Genomic DNA, 18,336 nt, shown 5'->3' with positions numbered 1-18,336 from the left:
GAATGACCGATTTCTGTCCTACTATCCAATGATTAATCAAAATGATAGAGTTGTGGGTACTGATCGCACTCTGGATTTTTGGGGTGGCAGATGGCCCGACCAAAATAGATCATGGCTTGATGGGCCGCTAGCCATTCGTTTTTGGGCAGAATATCCATAACCCGCTTTTCCACTTCCAAGGGAGTCGCTGATTTCTTGACAATGTCATGGTGCTTGCAGATCCGTTCCACATGGGTGTCAACAGCAAAGGCTGGAATTCCAAAGCCTACACTCAATACGACATTAGCCGTCTTGCGTCCCACTCCTGCCAGGCTTTCTAACTCTTCACGTGTCTGAGGGACTTGCCCATCAAAGTTGTCTAGCAGTTGTTGGGCACATTTTTTAAGAAACTTAGCCTTATTGCGATAGAGGCCTAATTTAGAAATATGCTTGGCAATGTCTGCTTCACTAGCTGCTGCCATGGCTTGTGGGGTTGGAAATGCCGCAAACAGACCAGGTGTCGCTTTGTTAACAGCCGCATCAGTCGTCTGGGCAGAGAGCATGACGGCCACTAGTAATTCAAAATGATTGCGAAAATCCAGACTCGGTTTTGCATCCGGAAAAAGGGCGATAATTTCTTCAATCACATGGCGCGCCCGTTTCTTTGATAACACCATAACTTCTCCTTTACGTTACTAGTCCTTATTATAGCATGAAAGCCCCCTAATTCTGAAAGAATCAGCTTCAAAAAAGCGGGACAAAATGAATTGTAAAAGAATTCATCTAATCCCACTTCTATCTATTGTTTGTTTTATACCAATCTCTTCAAAAAGGTAATTAATGTTTGCGCTGAGCGTTCGCCAGCCTCTACGATAAATTCATCAAACGAGATATTGGCTGCGTGATCTGCCGTATCGCTCATGGCGCGAATGACCATGAAGGGACGGCCAGCTGAATGAGCGGCCTGAGCAATGGCTGCTCCTTCCATCTCAACTGCCAATACTTCTGGGAACTGCTCCCGAATCGCTGCGACCTTTTCTTCGCTCGCGATAAAGCTATCCCCAGTTGCAATCAGGCCGACATGTGTGGTTGTAGCTTCTTCTTCCAAAACTTTTTTCATTTCTGATACGAAATAACGGCTAGATTCAAAGTAAAGTGGTTGACCTGCCATCTGACCATACTTGTAGCCAAAAGCCGTCACATCCACATCGTGATAGGCCAATTTGTCCGCAAGGACGATATCCCCAACGGCCATTCCCGGTGCTACAGCACCTGCAGAACCCGTATTGATAATGGCTTCCACTTTGAAATCATTGGCTAGGACCGCTACACTCATAGCAGACATCACTTTCCCGATGCCACTTTCCACCAGAACCACTTCATGGCGACCAATCGATCCCGTATAGTAGACCTTCCCAAGACGCAGATGCTTTTCCCCATTTTCAAGGGCTTCAACCAAGATCTTCAACTCCTGTGGCATGGCTGCGATAATTCCAATTTTCATATTCGTTTTCTCCTTGTGACGACCTTACAATAGCCAAATAGCCAAAATCAAGACAATGAGGAGCGCAATAATCCAAAATAAAATGGTATTGAGTTTGGATTGAAGCACACTTTCTTTTTGCTCTTCAATGCGACGGCTCTTTGTAACCGTTGGTTCCACTTGGATCTGCAAGGTATCTTGCGAATAACTGGCCCTTGGGCGTTCCACACGTTTTTCTCTCACGGGACGTTCATAGCCAAATCCTCTATGGTCTGTCCGAATGATTTTTGTCTCTTCCTCATCGACCATTCTTGGCCCTCTGACATCCTCACCACGTCGTGCCCGCTCGATCATTTCATCAGTTAATAAAGGTTTTCCCATCGGATCCTCCTCTATTTATTGGTTAATTCCCAGTATTGGATCGCCATAATCGTCTTGGCATCACAGATTTCGCCAGACTGGATCAAATCTTTGGCTTCCGTCAAAGTCACTTCTAAGAGTTCCAAGGTTTCATCTGCATCTTGCGGACGAGGATTTTCCACCTTTTTCAAGTTGGTCGCAACATAGAGTTTGATCCGCTCGTTGCAAAATCCAATGGCAGAATAAAAATCATACAATAACTCTAGATCCGCTGTGTAGCCAATTTCTTCTTCCAATTCGCGTAGAGCAGCCGCTTGAGGATCCGCATTTTCACCCTTTTCCAACTTCCCTGCAGGAATCTCTACTGAAGTCCTCTCGATCGCCTTGCGGTACTGCTTGACCAAGATCGTCTTGCCCTCATCTGTGATCGGTAAAACCGCTACTGCTCCATTATGAAAAATTAAATCACGCTGAGCTTGACCTTTTCCAGCGGGTAGTTCTACTTGATCAGTCACCACTTGGAAAATAGGTCCCTGATAAATTTCCTTGCGCTCAATGGTTTTTTCTTCAAATTGCATGAGATTCTCCTATTTATTTTTAGGATGGTGTGGCAAGCGAAGAGCATACTCTTCTTTATTCACTTGACGGCCACGACCGATCGCAATCGCATCTGCTGGCACATCTTTGGTAATGGTGGATCCAGCCCCGACTAGGGAATTATCTCCGAGCTCGACGGGTGCAATGATGGTCGAATTTGAACCAACAAAGACATTGTTGCCAATTGTTGTTTTAAACTTGTGTTGGCCATCATAATTCACCGTGATAGTTCCAGCACCAAAGTTGACGTTGCTGCCAACTTGGCAGTTGCCAATGTAAGTCAAATGACCAGCTTTGGTATTTTCGCCAATAGACGAACCTTTGACTTCGACAAAGTTTCCAATATGGACATCTTTGGCCAAGCTAGATCCTGGACGAACATGAGCATATGGTCCTACCGTTACGCCATCGGCTACCGTACTCTCTTCAATCATAGAGTTAGTAATAACGGCACCTGCACCAATTTCACTGTCCACAATATAGGTTCCATTAGTTAAGACGGTCTCAGCCCCAATTTTTGTGTGCCCTTTTAGGGTAACATTGGCTTCGATTTGCACTTCTGGTGCGATTTCGACATCGATATCGATATAGGTCGCATCAGGATTGACGAAGCTCACTCCATTGACCATATGAGCTTGGTTAATGCGACGACGCATGATGCCTTCTGCTGTCGCAAGGGCCACGCGGTCGTTAACCCCGAGACTTTCATCAAAGTCTTTGAGCGTATAGGCTCCAACTTTCTCTCCTGCTTCTCGGAAAATCCCGATCACATCTGTGATATAGTATTCACCTTGGGCATTGTTGGTATTGATATTCTTCAAAGCTTCAAAGAGGCGCGCATTGTCAAAGACATAAGTCCCTGTATTGATTTCTTTGATTTGTTTTTCAAAATCTGTCGCATCTTTTTGCTCGACGATGCGAAGCACTTCCGCATTGTCATTACGGACAATCCGACCATAGCCAAATGGATTAGCTGCTTCGGCTGTCAAAATCGTTGCCACATTCTTGTGGTTGATATGGAAGTCGATCAAGTGTTTGAGACTGTCACCCGTAATCAAAGGAGTATCTCCTGCAATGACGAGGGTATGCCCTTCAAGGCCTTTCAAGACTGGCTCTGCCATCATTACCGCATGACCAGTTCCCAATTGTTCGGTTTGTTTGACAAACTCTGTTTGTCCCGCTAAGACTTGCTCTACCAATTCCGCCTTGTGGCCCACAACCGTTACCGTCTTCTCAGGTGAGATGGCTCCAACACTACGGAAGACATGCTCCAACATAGAGATCCCTGCAACCTTGTGAAGAACCTTGGGCAGATCTGATTTCATACGGGTACCTTTCCCCGCTGCTAAAATAATGGCATAATTTGGCATAACATTTCTCTTTTCTGTACAATATCGTACTTATTATACCATTTTTCACCCCTTTTGGAAAATAAGACCCGAACCAAAAAAACCTCCTATAAGGAAAGCTCGAATGTAGACAAACTATTTTTTAGTAAAATAAGTAACGTTACTCTACAAATAAGTAATAATAGTTTTAATTTTAAAAATAGCATAAAAATCTAGTTATCCGCATAAAAACTGGACTTATCACACTTTATCAAGGTCAAAACCACTCAATTTACTACTAATTTACTACTTATGAATGAGCTTTGATACGACGATTTATCCTTGAAAAGTGAAGATATAAAGATACTTCCAATAAAATTTGAATATTTAATAGGTAGACACTTCAAAAAATGAGGTGTCTATTTTTTTACCCGATTTTGAAAGGAAGTGAACTTATGAAAATAAAAAATCAAGAATCAAAAGGTCGTTCCCCACTCTTTAAGACCATCAAACATTCATTCAGCCAATAAAAAAGAAAGGATAGGTAAAAATATGGAACTTAAATTTGTGATTCCCAACATGGAAAAAACATTCGGCAATTTAGAATTTGCTGGCGAGGATAAAGTCGTTCAGCGAAGAATCAACGGACGGCTAACTGTCTTATCAAGAAGCTATAATCTCTATTCTGATGTTCAAAGAGCAGATGATATTGTGGTGGTGCTTCCTGCTGAAGCTGGCGAAAAACATTTCGGCTTTGAGGAACGTGTGAAGTTAGTCAATCCACGTATTACCGCAGAGGGCTACAAAATCGGCACTCGTGGTTTTACAAATTACCTTTTACATGCTGACGACATGATAAAAGAATAAAGAAAGAGAGGAAAAATGATGAGATTAGCAAATGGCATTGTATTAGATAAAGACACGACTTTTGGAGAATTGAAATTCTCTGCTCTACGTCGTGAAGTGAGAATCCAAAATGAAGACGGGTCGGTTTCAGATGAAATCAAGGAACGTACCTATGACTTAAAATCCAAAGGACAAGGACGCATGATTCAAGTAAGTATTCCTGCCAGCGTGCCTTTGAAAGAGTTTGATTATAACGCACGGGTGGAACTTATCAATCCCATTGCGGACACCGTTGCTACTGCCACCTATCAAGGAGCAGATGTTGACTGGTATATCAAGGCAGACGATATTGTGCTGACAAAGGATTCTAGTTCATTCAAAGCTCAACCACAAGCAAAGAAAGAACCGACACAAGACAAATAGTCGCTAGGTAGAAAGGAGACTTTTTCGCATGAAACAGCGTGGTAAAAGGATTCGCCCATCTGGTAAAGATTTAGTCTTTCATTTTACGATAGCGTCACTCCTGCCTGTTTTCCTGCTGGTTGTCGGACTGTTTCATGTGAAGACAATCCAGCAGATCAACTGGCAGGATTTTAACCTATCACAAGCAGATAAGATTGACATTCCCTATTTAATTATCAGTTTCAGTGTCGCAATTCTTATCTGCTTGCTGGTAGCGTTTGTATTCAAACGGGTTCGCTATGATACGGTTAAACAACTTTACCACCGTCAAAAACTGGCAAAGATGATACTTGAAAACAAGTGGTATGAATCTGAACAGGTCAAAACAGAGGGTTTCTTTAAAGATAGTGCTGGTCGTACAAAGGAAAAGATAACCTACTTCCCTAAAATGTATTATCGACTTAAAAATGGCTTGATACAGATACGGGTGGAAATCACGCTGGGAAAATATCAAGACCAACTCTTACACTTGGAAAAGAAATTAGAGAGTGGCTTGTACTGTGAGCTGACGGATAAAGAGTTAAAGGATTCCTATGTGGAATATACTTTGCTCTATGACACCATAGCCAGTCGTATTTCTATTGATGAAGTAGAAGCTAAAGATGGTAAACTTCGCTTAATGAAAAACGTATGGTGGGAATATGATAAGCTCCCTCATATGTTGATTGCTGGTGGTACAGGTGGCGGTAAAACTTACTTTATACTGACACTGATTGAAGCCTTGCTTCATACAGATTCAAAACTGTATATTCTTGACCCGAAAAATGCTGATCTTGCGGACTTAGGTTCTGTGATGGCAAATGTCTACTATAGAAAAGAAGACTTGCTTTCTTGCATTGAAACATTCTATGAAGAAATGATGAAACGTAGTGAGGAAATGAAGCAGATGAAGAACTATAAGACTGGCAAAAATTATGCTTACTTAGGTCTCCCGGCACACTTCTTAATCTTTGATGAATACGTCGCTTTCATGGAAATGCTGGGAACAAAAGAAAACACCGCAGTTATGAATAAGCTGAAACAGATTGTCATGTTAGGTCGTCAAGCTGGCTTCTTTCTAATACTGGCTTGTCAACGTCCAGACGCAAAATATTTAGGCGACGGAATCCGTGATCAGTTTAATTTCAGAGTGGCTTTAGGTCGTATGTCTGAAATGGGCTATGGCATGATGTTTGGCAGTGACGTACAAAAGGATTTCTTCTTAAAGCGAATCAAAGGTCGTGGCTATGTTGATGTAGGAACAAGTGTCATATCAGAGTTTTATACTCCCCTTGTACCAAAAGGATATGATTTCTTGGAGGAAATTAAAAAGTTATCCAACAGCAGACAGTCCACGCAGGCGACGTGCGAAGCGGAAGTCGCAGGTGTGGACTGATCTTGCTGGCTGGTGTGGCAATAGCCACGCCAGCACTTAACCCCCCGTATCTAACAGGGGGGTACAAATCGACAGGAAACAGTCAAAAAAACATTAGAAAATCCTTTGGTTACAAGGGATTTACAAAATTTCAGCGTATGTCAAATGGGCTTTAAAAGTTGACATACGCCTTTTTGATTGGAGGGATTTTTACTGAATGAACAAACTTGGTTACAGCATTTAAAAGAAAAACGCTTGGCTTATGGACTATCTCAAAACCGTTTAGCTGTTGCGACTGGTATTACAAGGCAGTATCTAAGCGATATTGAAACAGGAAAAGTCAAGCCATCAGAGGATTTACAGCAGTCCCTTTGGGAAGCTCTGGAACGCTTCAATCCCGACGCTCCCCTTGAAATGCTGTTTGATTATGTAAGAATTCGCTTTCCGACAACAGACGTACAGCAGGTGGTCGAAAACATCTTACAACTGAAACTGTCCTATTTTCTTCATGAGGACTATGGTTTCTATTCTTATTCAGAGCATTATGCTTTAGGCGACATATTCGTCCTTTGCTCCCATGAACTGGACAAAGGAGTTCTGGTGGAATTGAAAGGTCGTGGGTGCAGACAATTTGAAAGCTATCTTCTGGCACAACAAAGAAGCTGGTATGAGTTCTTTATGGACGTTTTGGTGGCTGGCGGTGTGATGAAACGCCTTGACCTTGCCATTAACGATAAGACAGGGATTTTAAATATCCCTGTACTCACTGAAAAGTGCCAACAGGAAGAATGTATCTCCGTCTTCCGCAGTTTTAAAAGCTATCGCAGTGGCGAACTGGTACGCAAAGAGGAAAAGGAATGTATGGGAAACACCCTCTATATCGGTTCATTACAAAGTGAAGTTTATTTCTGTATCTATGAAAAGGACTACGAGCAGTACAAGAAAAATGATATTCCCATTGAAGACGCAGAAGTAAAAAACCGTTTTGAGATTCGATTGAAAAATGAGCGTGCCTATTATGCAGTCCGTGATTTACTTGTCTATGACAATCCAGAGCATACCGCCTTTAAAATTATCAATCGGTATATCCGTTTTGTAGATAAAGACGATTCCAAACCTCGTTCTGATTGGAAACTGAATGAAGAATGGGCTTGGTTTATTGGGAACAATCGTGAACGATTAAAACTAACCACAAAACCAGAGCCTTACTCCTTCCAAAGGACGCTGAACTGGCTATCTCATCAAGTTGCCCCGACCTTAAAGGTTGCGATTAAACTTGATGAAATCAACCAGACGCAGGTTGTAAAAGACATTCTCGACCATGCGAAACTGACAGACCGACACAAGCAGATTTTGAAGCAACAGTCAGTAAAAGAACAGGACGTGATAACAACAAAAAAATAACTCAAATACAAATTCATTGAATATAGAGAGGAGAACATTTTTATGAATTTTGGACAAAACCTTTATAACTGGTTTCTATCAAACGCTCAATCACTGGTGCTTTTAGCAATCGTTGTGTTTGGCTTGTATCTTGGCTTCAAGCGTGAGTTTAGCAAACTGATTGGCTTTTTAATTATTGCGATTATTGCGGTTGGCTTAGTCTTCAACGCTGCTGGAGTAAAAGACATTTTACTAGAGCTATTCAATCGCATTATTGGTGCTTAAATAAAACCGTTCTTTTGTGGAATATAAGTGGTTTTCTTATGTTCCGCAAAGGAATGGTACACCAAACGAAGTGCGGTAGGGATTTTTGAATCTCTACAAAGAAAGGACGTGAATATATGGACGATATGCAAGTCTATATTGCGAATTTAGGCAAATACAATGAGGGCGAATTGGTCGGTGCGTGGTTTACCTTTCCCATTGACTTTGAGGAAGTCAAAGAGAAAATCGGCTTGAATGATGAATATGAGGAATACGCCATTCATGACTACGAGTTACCCTTTACGGTTGACGAATACACTTCCATTGGCGAACTCAATCGACTATGGGAAATGGTATCGGAATTACCCGAAGAATTACAATCGGAGCTATCTGCTCTGCTCACTCATTTTTCAAGCATTGAAGAACTAAGCGAACATCAAGAGGATATTATCATTCATTCCGATTGTGATGATATGTATGACGTGGCACGCTACTACATTGAAGAAACGGGTGCTTTAGGCGAAGTACCAGCTAGTCTTCAAAACTATATTGATTATCAAGCCTATGGTCGGGATTTAGACCTTTCAGGAACGTTTATCTCAACCAATCATGGGATTTTTGAAATCGTCTATTAAATCTGTCGGTACATTACTACTGGCAGATTTTCTATTTTACGGGGTGGCTCAATCAGCTACCCCTATTTTTTATGAAAGGATTGATTACATGAAGAAAATACGAAGCTATACCAGTATCTGGTCTGTGGAAAAGGTACTGTATTCTATCAATGATTTTAGACTTCCGTTTCCCATAACCTTTACGCAAATGACATGGTTTGTCGTGTCACTCTTTGCAGTGATGATACTTGGCAACTTGCCCCCTCTTTCCATGATAGAGGGAGCATTTCTCAAATACTTTGGGATTCCTGTGGCTTTCACATGGTTTATGTCTACAAAAACTTTTGATGGTAAAAAGCCTTATGGATTTTTGAAGTCTGTCATTGCTTATGCACTGCGACCAAAGCTGACCTATGCAGGAAAAAAAGTAACGCTTGGCAGAAACCAGCCACAAGAAGCCATTACAGCAGTTAGGAGTGAATTTTATGGCATATCCAATTAAATACATTGAAAACAATCTCGTCTGGAATAAAGACGGGGAATGTTATGCTTACTATGAGCTTGTTCCTTACAATTACTCATTTCTAAGTCCAGAACAGAAAATACAAGTGCATGATTCTTTCAGACAGCTTATCGCACAAAATCGTGATGGCAAAATTCATGCTTTACAAATCAGTACAGAATCCAGCATACGTTCTGCACAAGAGCGTTCCAAAAATGAAGTCACTGGCAAGCTCAAAGCGGTTGCCTATGACAAAATCGACCAACAGACAGACGCTTTAATATCCATGATTGGCGAAAATCAAGTGAACTACCGTTTCTTTATCGGCTTTAAGTTGCTTCTCAACGATCAGGAGTTTTCTATGAAAAGTCTTACCGTTGAAGCAAAAAATGCTTTGTCTGATTTTGTCTATGATGTGAACCATAAGCTGATGGGCGATTTTGTTAGTATGAGTAATGATGAAATCCTGCGTTTTCAGAAGATGGAAAAGCTCTTAGAAAATAAAATCTCTCGTCGTTTCAAAATCCGCAGGTTAGATAAGGACGACTTCGGCTATCTGATTGAACACCTTTACGGACAGACAGGCACTGCCTATGAAGAGTATGAGTACCATCTATCAAAGAAAAAGCTGGATAATGAAACGCTGATTAAATACTATGACTTGATTAAGCCTACTCGCTGTTTGGTGGAAGAAAAACAGCGATATTTGAAAATCCAGCAGGAAGATGAAACCGTCTATGTAGCTTACTTTACCATTAACAGCATTGTCGGAGAACTGGACTTCCCGTCCTCTGAAATCTTCTACTACCAGCAACAGCAATTTACATTCCCGATTGATACGTCAATGAATGTGGAAATTGTAGCGAATCGTAAAGCCCTATCTACTGTCCGCAATAAAAAGAAAGAACTGAAAGACTTGGATAACCACGCTTGGCAAAGTGATAATGAAACCAGCTCCAATGTGGCGGAAGCTCTGGAAAGTGTGAATGAGCTGGAAACCAATTTAGACCAAAGCAAGGAATCTATGTACAAGCTGTCTTATGTGGTAAGGGTATCAGCAAATGATCTTGACGAACTCAAACGTCGTTGTAATGAAGTGAAAGATTTTTATGACGATTTAAGCGTAAAACTGGTACGACCATTTGGGGATATGCTCGGCTTACATGAAGAATTTTTACCTGCCAGCAAGCGTTATATGAATGATTATATTCAATACGTGACCTCTGATTTCCTCGCTGGTTTAGGTTTTGGTGCTACTCAAATGCTGGGGGAAAATGAGGGGATTTATGTTGGCTACAGCTTAGATACTGGACGCAATGTCTATCTGAAACCTGCTCTTGCCAGTCAAGGGGTTAAGGGTTCAGTAACCAATGCGTTAGCGTCGGCTTTTGTTGGTTCGCTGGGTGGTGGTAAATCCTTTGCGAATAACCTTATCGTCTATTATGCGGTGCTTTATGGGGCACAAGCAGTGATTGTAGACCCAAAAGCAGAACGTGGCAGATGGAAAGAAACCTTGCCAGAGATTTCCCATGAAATCAATATCGTCACTCTGACTTCTGATGAGAAAAACAAAGGCTTACTTGACCCTTATGTGATTATGAAAAATCCCAAAGATTCTGAATCACTGGCTATTGATATTCTGACATTCCTTACGGGGATTTCCTCTCGTGATGGGGAACGCTTCCCAATCCTTAGAAAAGCCATTCGTGCAGTAACCAATAGTGAAGTACGAGGGTTGATGAAAGTGATTGAGGAATTACGGGTTGAGAATACGCCACTAAGTACCAGTATAGCCGACCATATCGAAAGTTTTACAGACTATGACTTTGCACATTTATTATTCAGTAATGGTTATGTGGAGCAGTCTATCAGCTTAGAAAAACAACTGAACATTATACAGGTTGCGGACTTGGTACTTCCCGACAAGGAAACTTCCTTTGAGGAATATACCACTATGGAGCTTTTATCCGTTGCTATGCTGATTGTCATTAGTACCTTTGCTTTAGACTTTATCCATACAGACCGAAGCATTTTCAAGATTGTAGATTTAGACGAAGCATGGAGCTTTTTACAGGTAGCACAAGGAAAAACACTATCTATGAAGCTGGTTCGGGCTGGTCGTGCTATGAACGCTGGGGTATATTTCGTGACCCAAAATACAGACGACCTCTTAGATGAAAAACTGAAAAATAACCTCGGCTTAAAATTTGCATTTCGTTCCACTGACCTTAACGAGATTAAAAAGACCTTAGCCTTTTTTGGTGTAGACCCAGAGGACGAAAACAATCAGAAGCGATTGCGTGATTTGGAAAACGGGCAATGCCTTATCAGTGATTTATATGGTCGTGTCGGTGTGATACAGTTCCACCCTGTATTTGAAGAACTGCTCCATGCCTTTGATACCAGACCACCTGTGCGAAAAGAGGTGTAAATGTGAAACCATCAATAGTAAACAGAATAAAATCAAACTGGACGCTGAAACGTCTAGGTAAAGTGGCAATGACAGTGGCTTTCACACTTGTGATTGCCATTTTTCTTTTAGCCATGCTGGGAACGGTGGTTCAAGCTGCGGGCTTGGTAGATGATACGGTCAATGTGGCAAATGAATACAGCCGATACCCACTTGAAAACTATCAACTGGATTTTTATGTGGATAATAGCTGGGGCTGGCTTCCGTGGAACTGGTCGGACGGGATTGGAAAACAGGTCATGTATGGACTATATGCCATTACCAATTTTATTTGGACAATCAGTTTGTATGTTTCCAATGCGACAGGTTACTTAGTACAGGAAGCCTATTCCTTAGACTTCATTTCCGCTACAGCAGATTCCATTGGTAAGAATATGCAGACCTTAGCTGGTGTGAGTGCAAACGGATTTTCAACAGAGGGTTTCTATGTTGGATTCCTCTTACTCTTGATTTTGGTTCTTGGGGTTTATGTTGCCTATACGGGACTGATAAAGAGAGAAACCACAAAGGCAATTCATGCCATTATGAATTTTGTGCTGGTGTTTATCCTATCGGCTTCCTTTATTGCCTACGCTCCCGACTACATTAAAAAAATCAATGACTTTTCATCAGACATCAGTAATGCCAGTTTATCACTTGGCACGAAGATTGTCATGCCCCATTCCGATAGTCAAGGCAAGGACAGCGTGGACTTAATCAGAGATAGCCTGTTTTCCATACAGGTTCAGCAACCGTGGCTACTGCTTCAATACAACAGTTCAGACATTGAAAGTATCGGTATTGACCGTGTGGAAAGCCTGCTCTCCACCAGCCCAGATTCCAACAATGGCGAAGACAGAGAAAAAATTGTTGCGGAAGAAATTGAAGACAGAAGCAATACCAATCTAACCATTACAAAGACCATTAACCGTTTAGGTACAGTCTTCTTCCTATTTGTCTTCAATATTGGGATTTCCATATTTGTATTCCTATTAACAGGAATCATGATTTTCTCGCAGGTACTTTTTATCATCTATGCTATGTTTCTGCCTGTGAGCTTTATTTTAAGCATGATTCCATCATTTGATGGTATGTCAAAACGAGCCATAACAAAGCTCTTTAATACCATTTTGACACGAGCTGGAATCACATTGATTATTACGACAGCATTTAGTATTTCAACCATGCTCTATACCTTATCGGCTGGTTATCCGTTCTTTTTGATTGCTTTTCTACAGATTGTGACCTTTGCAGGAATCTACTTCAAGCTGGGCGATTTAATGAGTATGTTTTCTCTACAGAGTAACGATTCTCAAAGTGTGGGAAGTCGTGTGATGAGAAAACCTCGTATGCTTATGCACGCTCACATGCACCGTCTACAGCGGAAACTTGGACGTTCCATGACTACTCTAGGGGCTGGGTCTGCCATTGTTACAGGTAAAAAAGGACAGTCGGGTTCGGGGAGTTCTGCAAGGACACAAGCAGATCACTCCCGACCAGACGGAAAGGAAAAATCAACACTTGGAAAACGTATCGGTCAAACCATCGGTACAGTAGCTGATACCAAAGACAGAATGGTAGACACTGCTAGTGGTTTGAAAGAACAGGTTAAAGATTTGCCGACCAATGCAAGATATGCAGTATATCAAGGAAAATCCAAAGTAAAAGAGAATGTCCGTGATTTAACCAGTAGTATTTCTCAAACCAAAGCGGACAGAGCCAGTGGACGCAAGGAACAGCAGGAACAAAGGCGAAAAACCATTGCGAAGCGTCGCTCTGAAATGGAACAGGTCAAACAGAAAAAACAGCCTGCTTCTTCTGTTCATGAAAGACCGACTACAAGACAAGAACAATATCATGATGAACAGACCTCAAAACAGTCTAATATTCAGACTTCATATAAGGAATCTCAACAAGCCAAACAAGAGCGTCCAGCAGTTAAGTCCGATTTTTCAAGTCCAAAAGTGGAACGCCAAGGCAATACCGTTCAAGAAAAAACCGTTCAAAAGCCAGCAACTTCAACCACTACAGCAGATAGAACTTCACAACGTCCAATCACAAAAGAACGTCCGTCTACTGTTCAAAGAGTACCACTACAAAATACAAGAAGTAGACCACCAATCAAAACCGCCACCATTAAGAAAGTCGGTAAGAAACCATGAAGTTGAAAACTTTAGTGATTGGTGGTTCTGGATTATTCTTGATGGTCTTCTCACTGCTTCTGTTTGTTGCCATTTTATTTTCAGATGAACAGGACAGCGGAATTTCCAATATTCATTATGGAGGTGTGAATGTTTCCGCAGAAGTGCTGGCTCATAAGCCTATGGTAGAAAAATATGCCAAAGAATATGGCGTTGAAGAATATGTCAACATACTTCTTGCGATTATACAGGTGGAATCGGGCGGTACTGCGGAAGATGTTATGCAGTCCTCGGAATCCCTCGGTCTTCCACCTAATTCATTGAGTACAGAAGAATCCATTAAGCAAGGTGTGAAGTATTTCAGTGAATTATTAGCCAGTAGCGAAAGGCTCAGTGTAGATTTAGAATCGGTTATCCAGTCCTACAATTATGGTGGTGGTTTCTTAGGGTATGTGGCTAATCGTGGAAATAAATATACCTTTGAACTGGCTCAAAGTTTCTCAAAAGAGTATTCAGGTGGCGAAAAAGTGTCTTACCCCAATCCCATAGCCATACCTATCAATGGGGGCTGGCGATACAACTATGGCAATATGTTTTATGTGCAACTGGTAACGCAGTATCTTGTCACAACAGAGTTTGATGATGATACGGTACAAGCCATCATGGACGAAGCACTGAAATATGAGGGCTGGCGATACGTTTACGGTGGAGCTTCCCCGACTACTTCTTTTGATTGTAGCGGACTGACACAATGGACGTATGGAAAAGCTGGAATTAACTTACCACGAACCGCACAACAGCAATATGATGTGACCCAGCATATCCCACTATCGGAAGCACAAGCTGGCGATTTGGTTTTCTTTCATTCTACCTATAACGCTGGCTCTTATATTACTCATGTTGGGATATACCTTGGCAATAACCGTATGTTTCATGCAGGCGACCCAATCGGTTATGCCGACTTAACAAGCCCCTACTGGCAACAGCATTTAGTGGGAGCAGGACGAATCAAACAATGAGAAAGGAAGATTTAATGATGAAATTTAGAAAAAATCAGAATAAAGAAAAACAGATACCAAAGGAAAAGAAACCTCGTGTCTACTATAAGGTCAATCCTCATAAAAAGGTTGTGATTGCCTTGTGGGTACTTTTAGGGCTTAGTTTCAGCTTTGCGATATTCAAGCACTTTACAGCTATAGATACTCATACTATTCACGAAACAACTATCATAGAAAAGGAATACGTTGATACTCATCATGTAGAAAATTTTGTAGAGAACTTTGCGAAAGTCTACTATTCATGGGAGCAATCCGATAAGTCCATTGATAATCGAATGGAAAGTCTAAAAGGCTATCTGACAGATGAACTTCAAGCTCTCAATGTTGATACAGTACGCAAAGATATTCCTGTATCGTCTTCTGTAAGAGGATTTCAGATATGGACGGTAGAGCCAACTGGCGACAATGAGTTTAATGTAACCTACAGTGTAGACCAGCTCATTACAGAGGGAGAAAATACAAAGACCGTCCACTCTGCTTATATAGTGAGTGTCTATGTAGATGGTTCTGGAAATATGGTACTGGTTAAGAATCCGACCATTACCAACATACCTAAGAAATCAAGTTATAAACCAAAAGCCATTGAAAGTGAGGGGACGGTTGATTCCATTACAACCAATGAAATCAATGAGTTTTTAACGACGTTCTTCAAGCTCTATCCTACAGCGACAGCCAGTGAACTTTCCTACTATGTGAATGACGGGATATTAAAACCAATCGGAAAAGAGTACATCTTTCAAGAACTGGTAAATCCTATTCACAATCGTAAGGATAATCAAGTCACGGTATCGCTGACAGTGGAGTATATCGACCAGCAGACCAAAGCAACGCAGGTATCTCAATTTGATTTGGTACTTGAAAAGAACGGGAGTAATTGGAAGATTGTAAAATAACAAATATTGGTACATGATTACAGATACTTTGTAATCATGTACTCTTTTTGATAAAAAATTGGAGATTCCTTGACAAATATGCTCTTACGTGCTATTATTTAAGTGACTATTTAAAAGGAGTTAATAAATATGCGGCAAGGTATTCTTAAATAAACTGTCAATTTGATAGCGGGAACAAATAATTAGATGTCCTTTTTTAGGAGGGCTTAGTTTTTTGTACCCAGTTTAAGAATACCTTTATCATGTGATTCTAAAGTATCCAGAGAATATCTGTATGCTTTGTATACCTATGGTTATGCATAAAAATCCCAGTGATAAAAGTATTTATCACTGGGATTTTTATGCCCTTTTGGGTTTTTGAATGGAGGAAAATCACATGAAAATTATTAATATTGGAGTTTTAGCTCATGTTGATGCAGGAAAAACTACCTTAACAGAAAGCTTATTATATAACAGTGGAGCGATTACAGAATTAGGAAGCGTGGACAAAGGTACAACGAGGACGGATAATACGCTTTTAGAACGTCAGAGAGGAATTACAATTCAGACAGGAATAACCTCTTTTCAGTGGGAAAATACGAAGGTGAACATCATAGACACGCCAGGACATATGGATTTCTTAGCAGAAGTATATCGTTCATTATCAGTTTTAGATGGGGCAATTCTACTGATTTCTGCAAAAGATGGCGTACAAGCACAAACTCGTATATTATTTCATGCACTTAGGAAAATGGGGATTCCCACAATCTTTTTTATCAATAAGATTGACCAAAATGGAATTGATTTATCAACGGTTTATCAGGATATTAAAGAGAAACTTTCTGCCGAAATTGTAATCAAACAGAAGGTAGAACTGTATCCTAATATGTGTGTGACGAACTTTACCGAATCTGAACAATGGGATACGGTAATAGAGGGAAACGATGACCTTTTAGAGAAATATATGTCCGGTAAATCATTAGAAGCATTGGAACTCGAACAAGAGGAAAGCATAAGATTTCAGAATTGTTCTCTGTTCCCTGTTTATCACGGAAGTGCAAAAAACAATATAGGGATTGATAACCTTATAGAAGTGATTACGAATAAATTTTATTCATCAACACATCGAGGTCAGTCTGAACTTTGCGGAAAAGTTTTCAAAATTGAGTATTCGGAAAAAAGACAGCGTCTTGCATATATACGTCTTTATAGTGGCGTACTGCATTTGCGAGATTCGGTTAGAGTATCAGAAAAAGAAAAAATAAAAGTTACAGAAATGTATACTTCAATAAATGGAGAATTATGTAAAATCGATAAGGCTTATTCCGGGGAAATTGTTATTTTGCAAAATGAGTTTTTGAAGTTAAATAGTGTTCTTGGAGATACAAAACTATTGCCACAGAGAAAAAAGATTGAAAATCCGCACCCTCTACTACAAACAACTGTTGAACCGAGTAAACCTGAACAGAGAGAAATGTTGCTTGATGCCCTTTTGGAAATCTCAGATAGTGATCCGCTTCTACGATATTACGTGGATTCTACGACACATGAAATTATACTTTCTTTCTTAGGGAAAGTACAAATGGAAGTGATTAGTGCACTGTTGCAAGAAAAGTATCATGTGGAGATAGAACTAAAAGAGCCTACAGTCATTTATATGGAGAGACCGTTAAAAAATGCAGAATATACCATTCACATCGAAGTGCCGCCAAATCCTTTCTGGGCTTCCATTGGTTTATCTGTATCACCGCTTCCGTTGGGAAGTGGAATGCAGTATGAGAGCTCGGTTTCTCTTGGATACTTAAATCAATCATTTCAAAATGCAGTTATGGAAGGGATACGCTATGGTTGCGAACAAGGATTATATGGTTGGAATGTGACGGATTGTAAAATCTGTTTTAAGTACGGTTTATACTATAGCCCTGTTAGTACCCCAGCAGATTTTCGGATGCTTGCTCCTATTGTATTGGAACAAGTCTTAAAAAAAGCTGGAACAGAATTGTTAGAGCCATATCTTAGTTTTAAAATTTATGCGCCACAGGAATATCTTTCACGAGCATACAACGATGCTCCTAAATATTGTGCGAACATCGTAGACACTCAATTGAAAAATAATGAGGTCATTCTTAGTGGAGAAATCCCTGCTCGGTGTATTCAAGAATATCGTAGTGATTTAACTTTCTTTACAAATGGACGTAGTGTTTGTTTAACAGAGTTAAAAGGGTACCATGTTACTACCGGTGAACCTGTTTGCCAGCCCCGTCGTCCAAATAGTCGGATAGATAAAGTACGATATATGTTCAATAAAATAACTTAGTGTATTTTATGTTGTTATATAAATATGGTTTCTTGTTAAATAAGATGAAATATTTTTTAATAAAGATTTGAATTAAAGTGTAAAGGAGGAGATAGTTATTATAAACTACAAGTGGATATTGTGTCCTGTATGTGGAAATAAAACACGATTAAAGATAAGGGAAGATACTGAATTAAAAAAATTCCCCCTCTATTGTCCGAAATGCAGACAAGAAAATTTAATTGAAATAAAGCAGTTCAAAGTAACTGTGATTACAGAGCCAGACGCAAAGACGCAGAGCCGATAAAATGAGATTAATACAATCTCATTTTATCGGCTCTTTCCGTT

The 18,336-nt window shown here is 40.5% G+C and carries 18 protein-coding genes and 1 pseudogene; 14 read left to right on the top strand and 5 right to left on the bottom strand.

Annotated features, from left to right (window positions below; translation table 11 throughout):
- Window positions 1-32: 32 nt before the first annotated feature.
- The 5 genes from nth to glmU form a co-directional block, all read right to left on the bottom strand.
- Complete coding sequence (gene nth / locus BTU61_RS02905; protein ID WP_200772256.1) at window positions 33-656, bottom strand: endonuclease III; 624 nt, start codon at window positions 654-656, stop codon at window positions 33-35.
- 134 nt (window positions 657-790) lie between these two features.
- Complete coding sequence (locus tag BTU61_RS02900) at window positions 791-1,483, bottom strand: 5'-methylthioadenosine/adenosylhomocysteine nucleosidase (RefSeq protein WP_200772255.1); 693 nt, start codon at window positions 1,481-1,483, stop codon at window positions 791-793.
- Window positions 1,484-1,507: 24 nt separating this feature from the next.
- A complete protein-coding gene (macP, locus tag BTU61_RS02895; protein ID WP_200772254.1) occupies window positions 1,508-1,843 on the bottom strand; it encodes a cell wall synthase accessory phosphoprotein MacP in 336 nt (111 codons plus the stop codon).
- A gap of 11 nt (window positions 1,844-1,854) precedes the next feature.
- Window positions 1,855-2,400 carry an NUDIX hydrolase gene (locus tag BTU61_RS02890; protein WP_200772253.1) on the bottom strand — a complete coding sequence of 182 codons (546 nt, stop codon included), beginning with the start codon at window positions 2,398-2,400 and terminating at the stop codon, window positions 1,855-1,857.
- 9 nt (window positions 2,401-2,409) lie between these two features.
- Window positions 2,410-3,789 carry a bifunctional UDP-N-acetylglucosamine diphosphorylase/glucosamine-1-phosphate N-acetyltransferase GlmU gene (glmU, locus tag BTU61_RS02885; RefSeq protein WP_200772252.1) on the bottom strand — a complete coding sequence of 460 codons (1,380 nt, stop codon included), beginning with the start codon at window positions 3,787-3,789 and terminating at the stop codon, window positions 2,410-2,412.
- Window positions 3,790-4,299: 510 nt separating this feature from the next.
- On the opposite strand from glmU, the gene BTU61_RS02880 reads away from it, so the two are divergent.
- From BTU61_RS02880 to BTU61_RS02810, 14 genes and pseudogenes are all read left to right on the top strand, one after another.
- On the top strand, window positions 4,300-4,614 hold the full coding sequence (locus BTU61_RS02880; protein WP_000420682.1) for a YdcP family protein: 315 nt from the start codon (window positions 4,300-4,302) through the stop codon (window positions 4,612-4,614).
- Window positions 4,615-4,629: 15 nt separating this feature from the next.
- Window positions 4,630-5,016, top strand: a complete 387-nt coding sequence (locus BTU61_RS02875) for a YdcP family protein (RefSeq protein WP_000985015.1) — start codon at window positions 4,630-4,632, stop codon at window positions 5,014-5,016.
- A 28-nt stretch (window positions 5,017-5,044) separates the two neighbouring features.
- Complete coding sequence (locus tag BTU61_RS02870; protein WP_000813488.1) at window positions 5,045-6,430, top strand: FtsK/SpoIIIE domain-containing protein; 1,386 nt, start codon at window positions 5,045-5,047, stop codon at window positions 6,428-6,430.
- Between the two features lie 177 nt (window positions 6,431-6,607).
- Window positions 6,608-7,813, top strand: coding sequence for a MobT family relaxase (gene mobT / locus BTU61_RS02860; protein ID WP_000398284.1), 1,206 nt, complete (start codon window positions 6,608-6,610; stop codon window positions 7,811-7,813).
- Window positions 7,814-7,855: 42 nt separating this feature from the next.
- Window positions 7,856-8,077, top strand: a complete 222-nt coding sequence (locus BTU61_RS02855) for a hypothetical protein (protein WP_200772251.1) — start codon at window positions 7,856-7,858, stop codon at window positions 8,075-8,077.
- 116 nt (window positions 8,078-8,193) lie between these two features.
- Window positions 8,194-8,691 carry an antirestriction protein ArdA gene (locus BTU61_RS02850; RefSeq protein WP_000342539.1) on the top strand — a complete coding sequence of 166 codons (498 nt, stop codon included), beginning with the start codon at window positions 8,194-8,196 and terminating at the stop codon, window positions 8,689-8,691.
- An 88-nt stretch (window positions 8,692-8,779) separates the two neighbouring features.
- Window positions 8,780-9,172, top strand: coding sequence for a conjugal transfer protein (locus BTU61_RS02845; RefSeq protein ID WP_000723888.1), 393 nt, complete (start codon window positions 8,780-8,782; stop codon window positions 9,170-9,172).
- Window positions 9,156-11,603, top strand: coding sequence for a conjugal transfer ATPase TcpF (gene tcpF / locus BTU61_RS02840; RefSeq protein WP_000331160.1), 2,448 nt, complete (start codon window positions 9,156-9,158; stop codon window positions 11,601-11,603). Before BTU61_RS02845 ends, tcpF begins: the two co-directional genes overlap by 17 nt.
- A 2-nt stretch (window positions 11,604-11,605) precedes the next feature.
- Window positions 11,606-13,783 carry a CD3337/EF1877 family mobilome membrane protein gene (locus BTU61_RS02835; protein WP_000804748.1) on the top strand — a complete coding sequence of 726 codons (2,178 nt, stop codon included), beginning with the start codon at window positions 11,606-11,608 and terminating at the stop codon, window positions 13,781-13,783.
- Window positions 13,780-14,781: a bifunctional lytic transglycosylase/C40 family peptidase gene (locus BTU61_RS02830; RefSeq protein WP_000769868.1), complete on the top strand. Its 1,002-nt coding sequence runs from the start codon at window positions 13,780-13,782 to the stop codon at window positions 14,779-14,781. The genes BTU61_RS02835 and BTU61_RS02830 overlap by 4 nt, the downstream gene beginning before the upstream one ends.
- On the top strand, window positions 14,778-15,713 hold the full coding sequence (locus BTU61_RS02825; protein WP_001863540.1) for a conjugal transfer protein: 936 nt from the start codon (window positions 14,778-14,780) through the stop codon (window positions 15,711-15,713). The genes BTU61_RS02830 and BTU61_RS02825 overlap by 4 nt, the downstream gene beginning before the upstream one ends.
- 313 nt (window positions 15,714-16,026) lie before the next feature.
- Window positions 16,027-16,074 (top strand): annotated as a pseudogene (locus tag BTU61_RS10365) (hypothetical protein); the annotation flags it as partial.
- Between the two features lie 15 nt (window positions 16,075-16,089).
- Window positions 16,090-18,009: a tetracycline resistance ribosomal protection protein Tet(M) gene (gene tet(M) / locus BTU61_RS02815; protein ID WP_200772250.1), complete on the top strand. Its 1,920-nt coding sequence runs from the start codon at window positions 16,090-16,092 to the stop codon at window positions 18,007-18,009.
- 118 nt (window positions 18,010-18,127) lie between these two features.
- A complete protein-coding gene (locus BTU61_RS02810) occupies window positions 18,128-18,295 on the top strand; it encodes a cysteine-rich KTR domain-containing protein (protein WP_000336323.1) in 168 nt (55 codons plus the stop codon).
- Window positions 18,296-18,336 lie beyond the last annotated feature (41 nt).

This window comes from Streptococcus lactarius, from assembly GCF_016642265.1.
Lineage (GTDB): Bacteria > Bacillota > Bacilli > Lactobacillales > Streptococcaceae > Streptococcus > Streptococcus lactarius.
This window is presented reverse-complemented; position numbering and strand designations above follow the sequence as displayed.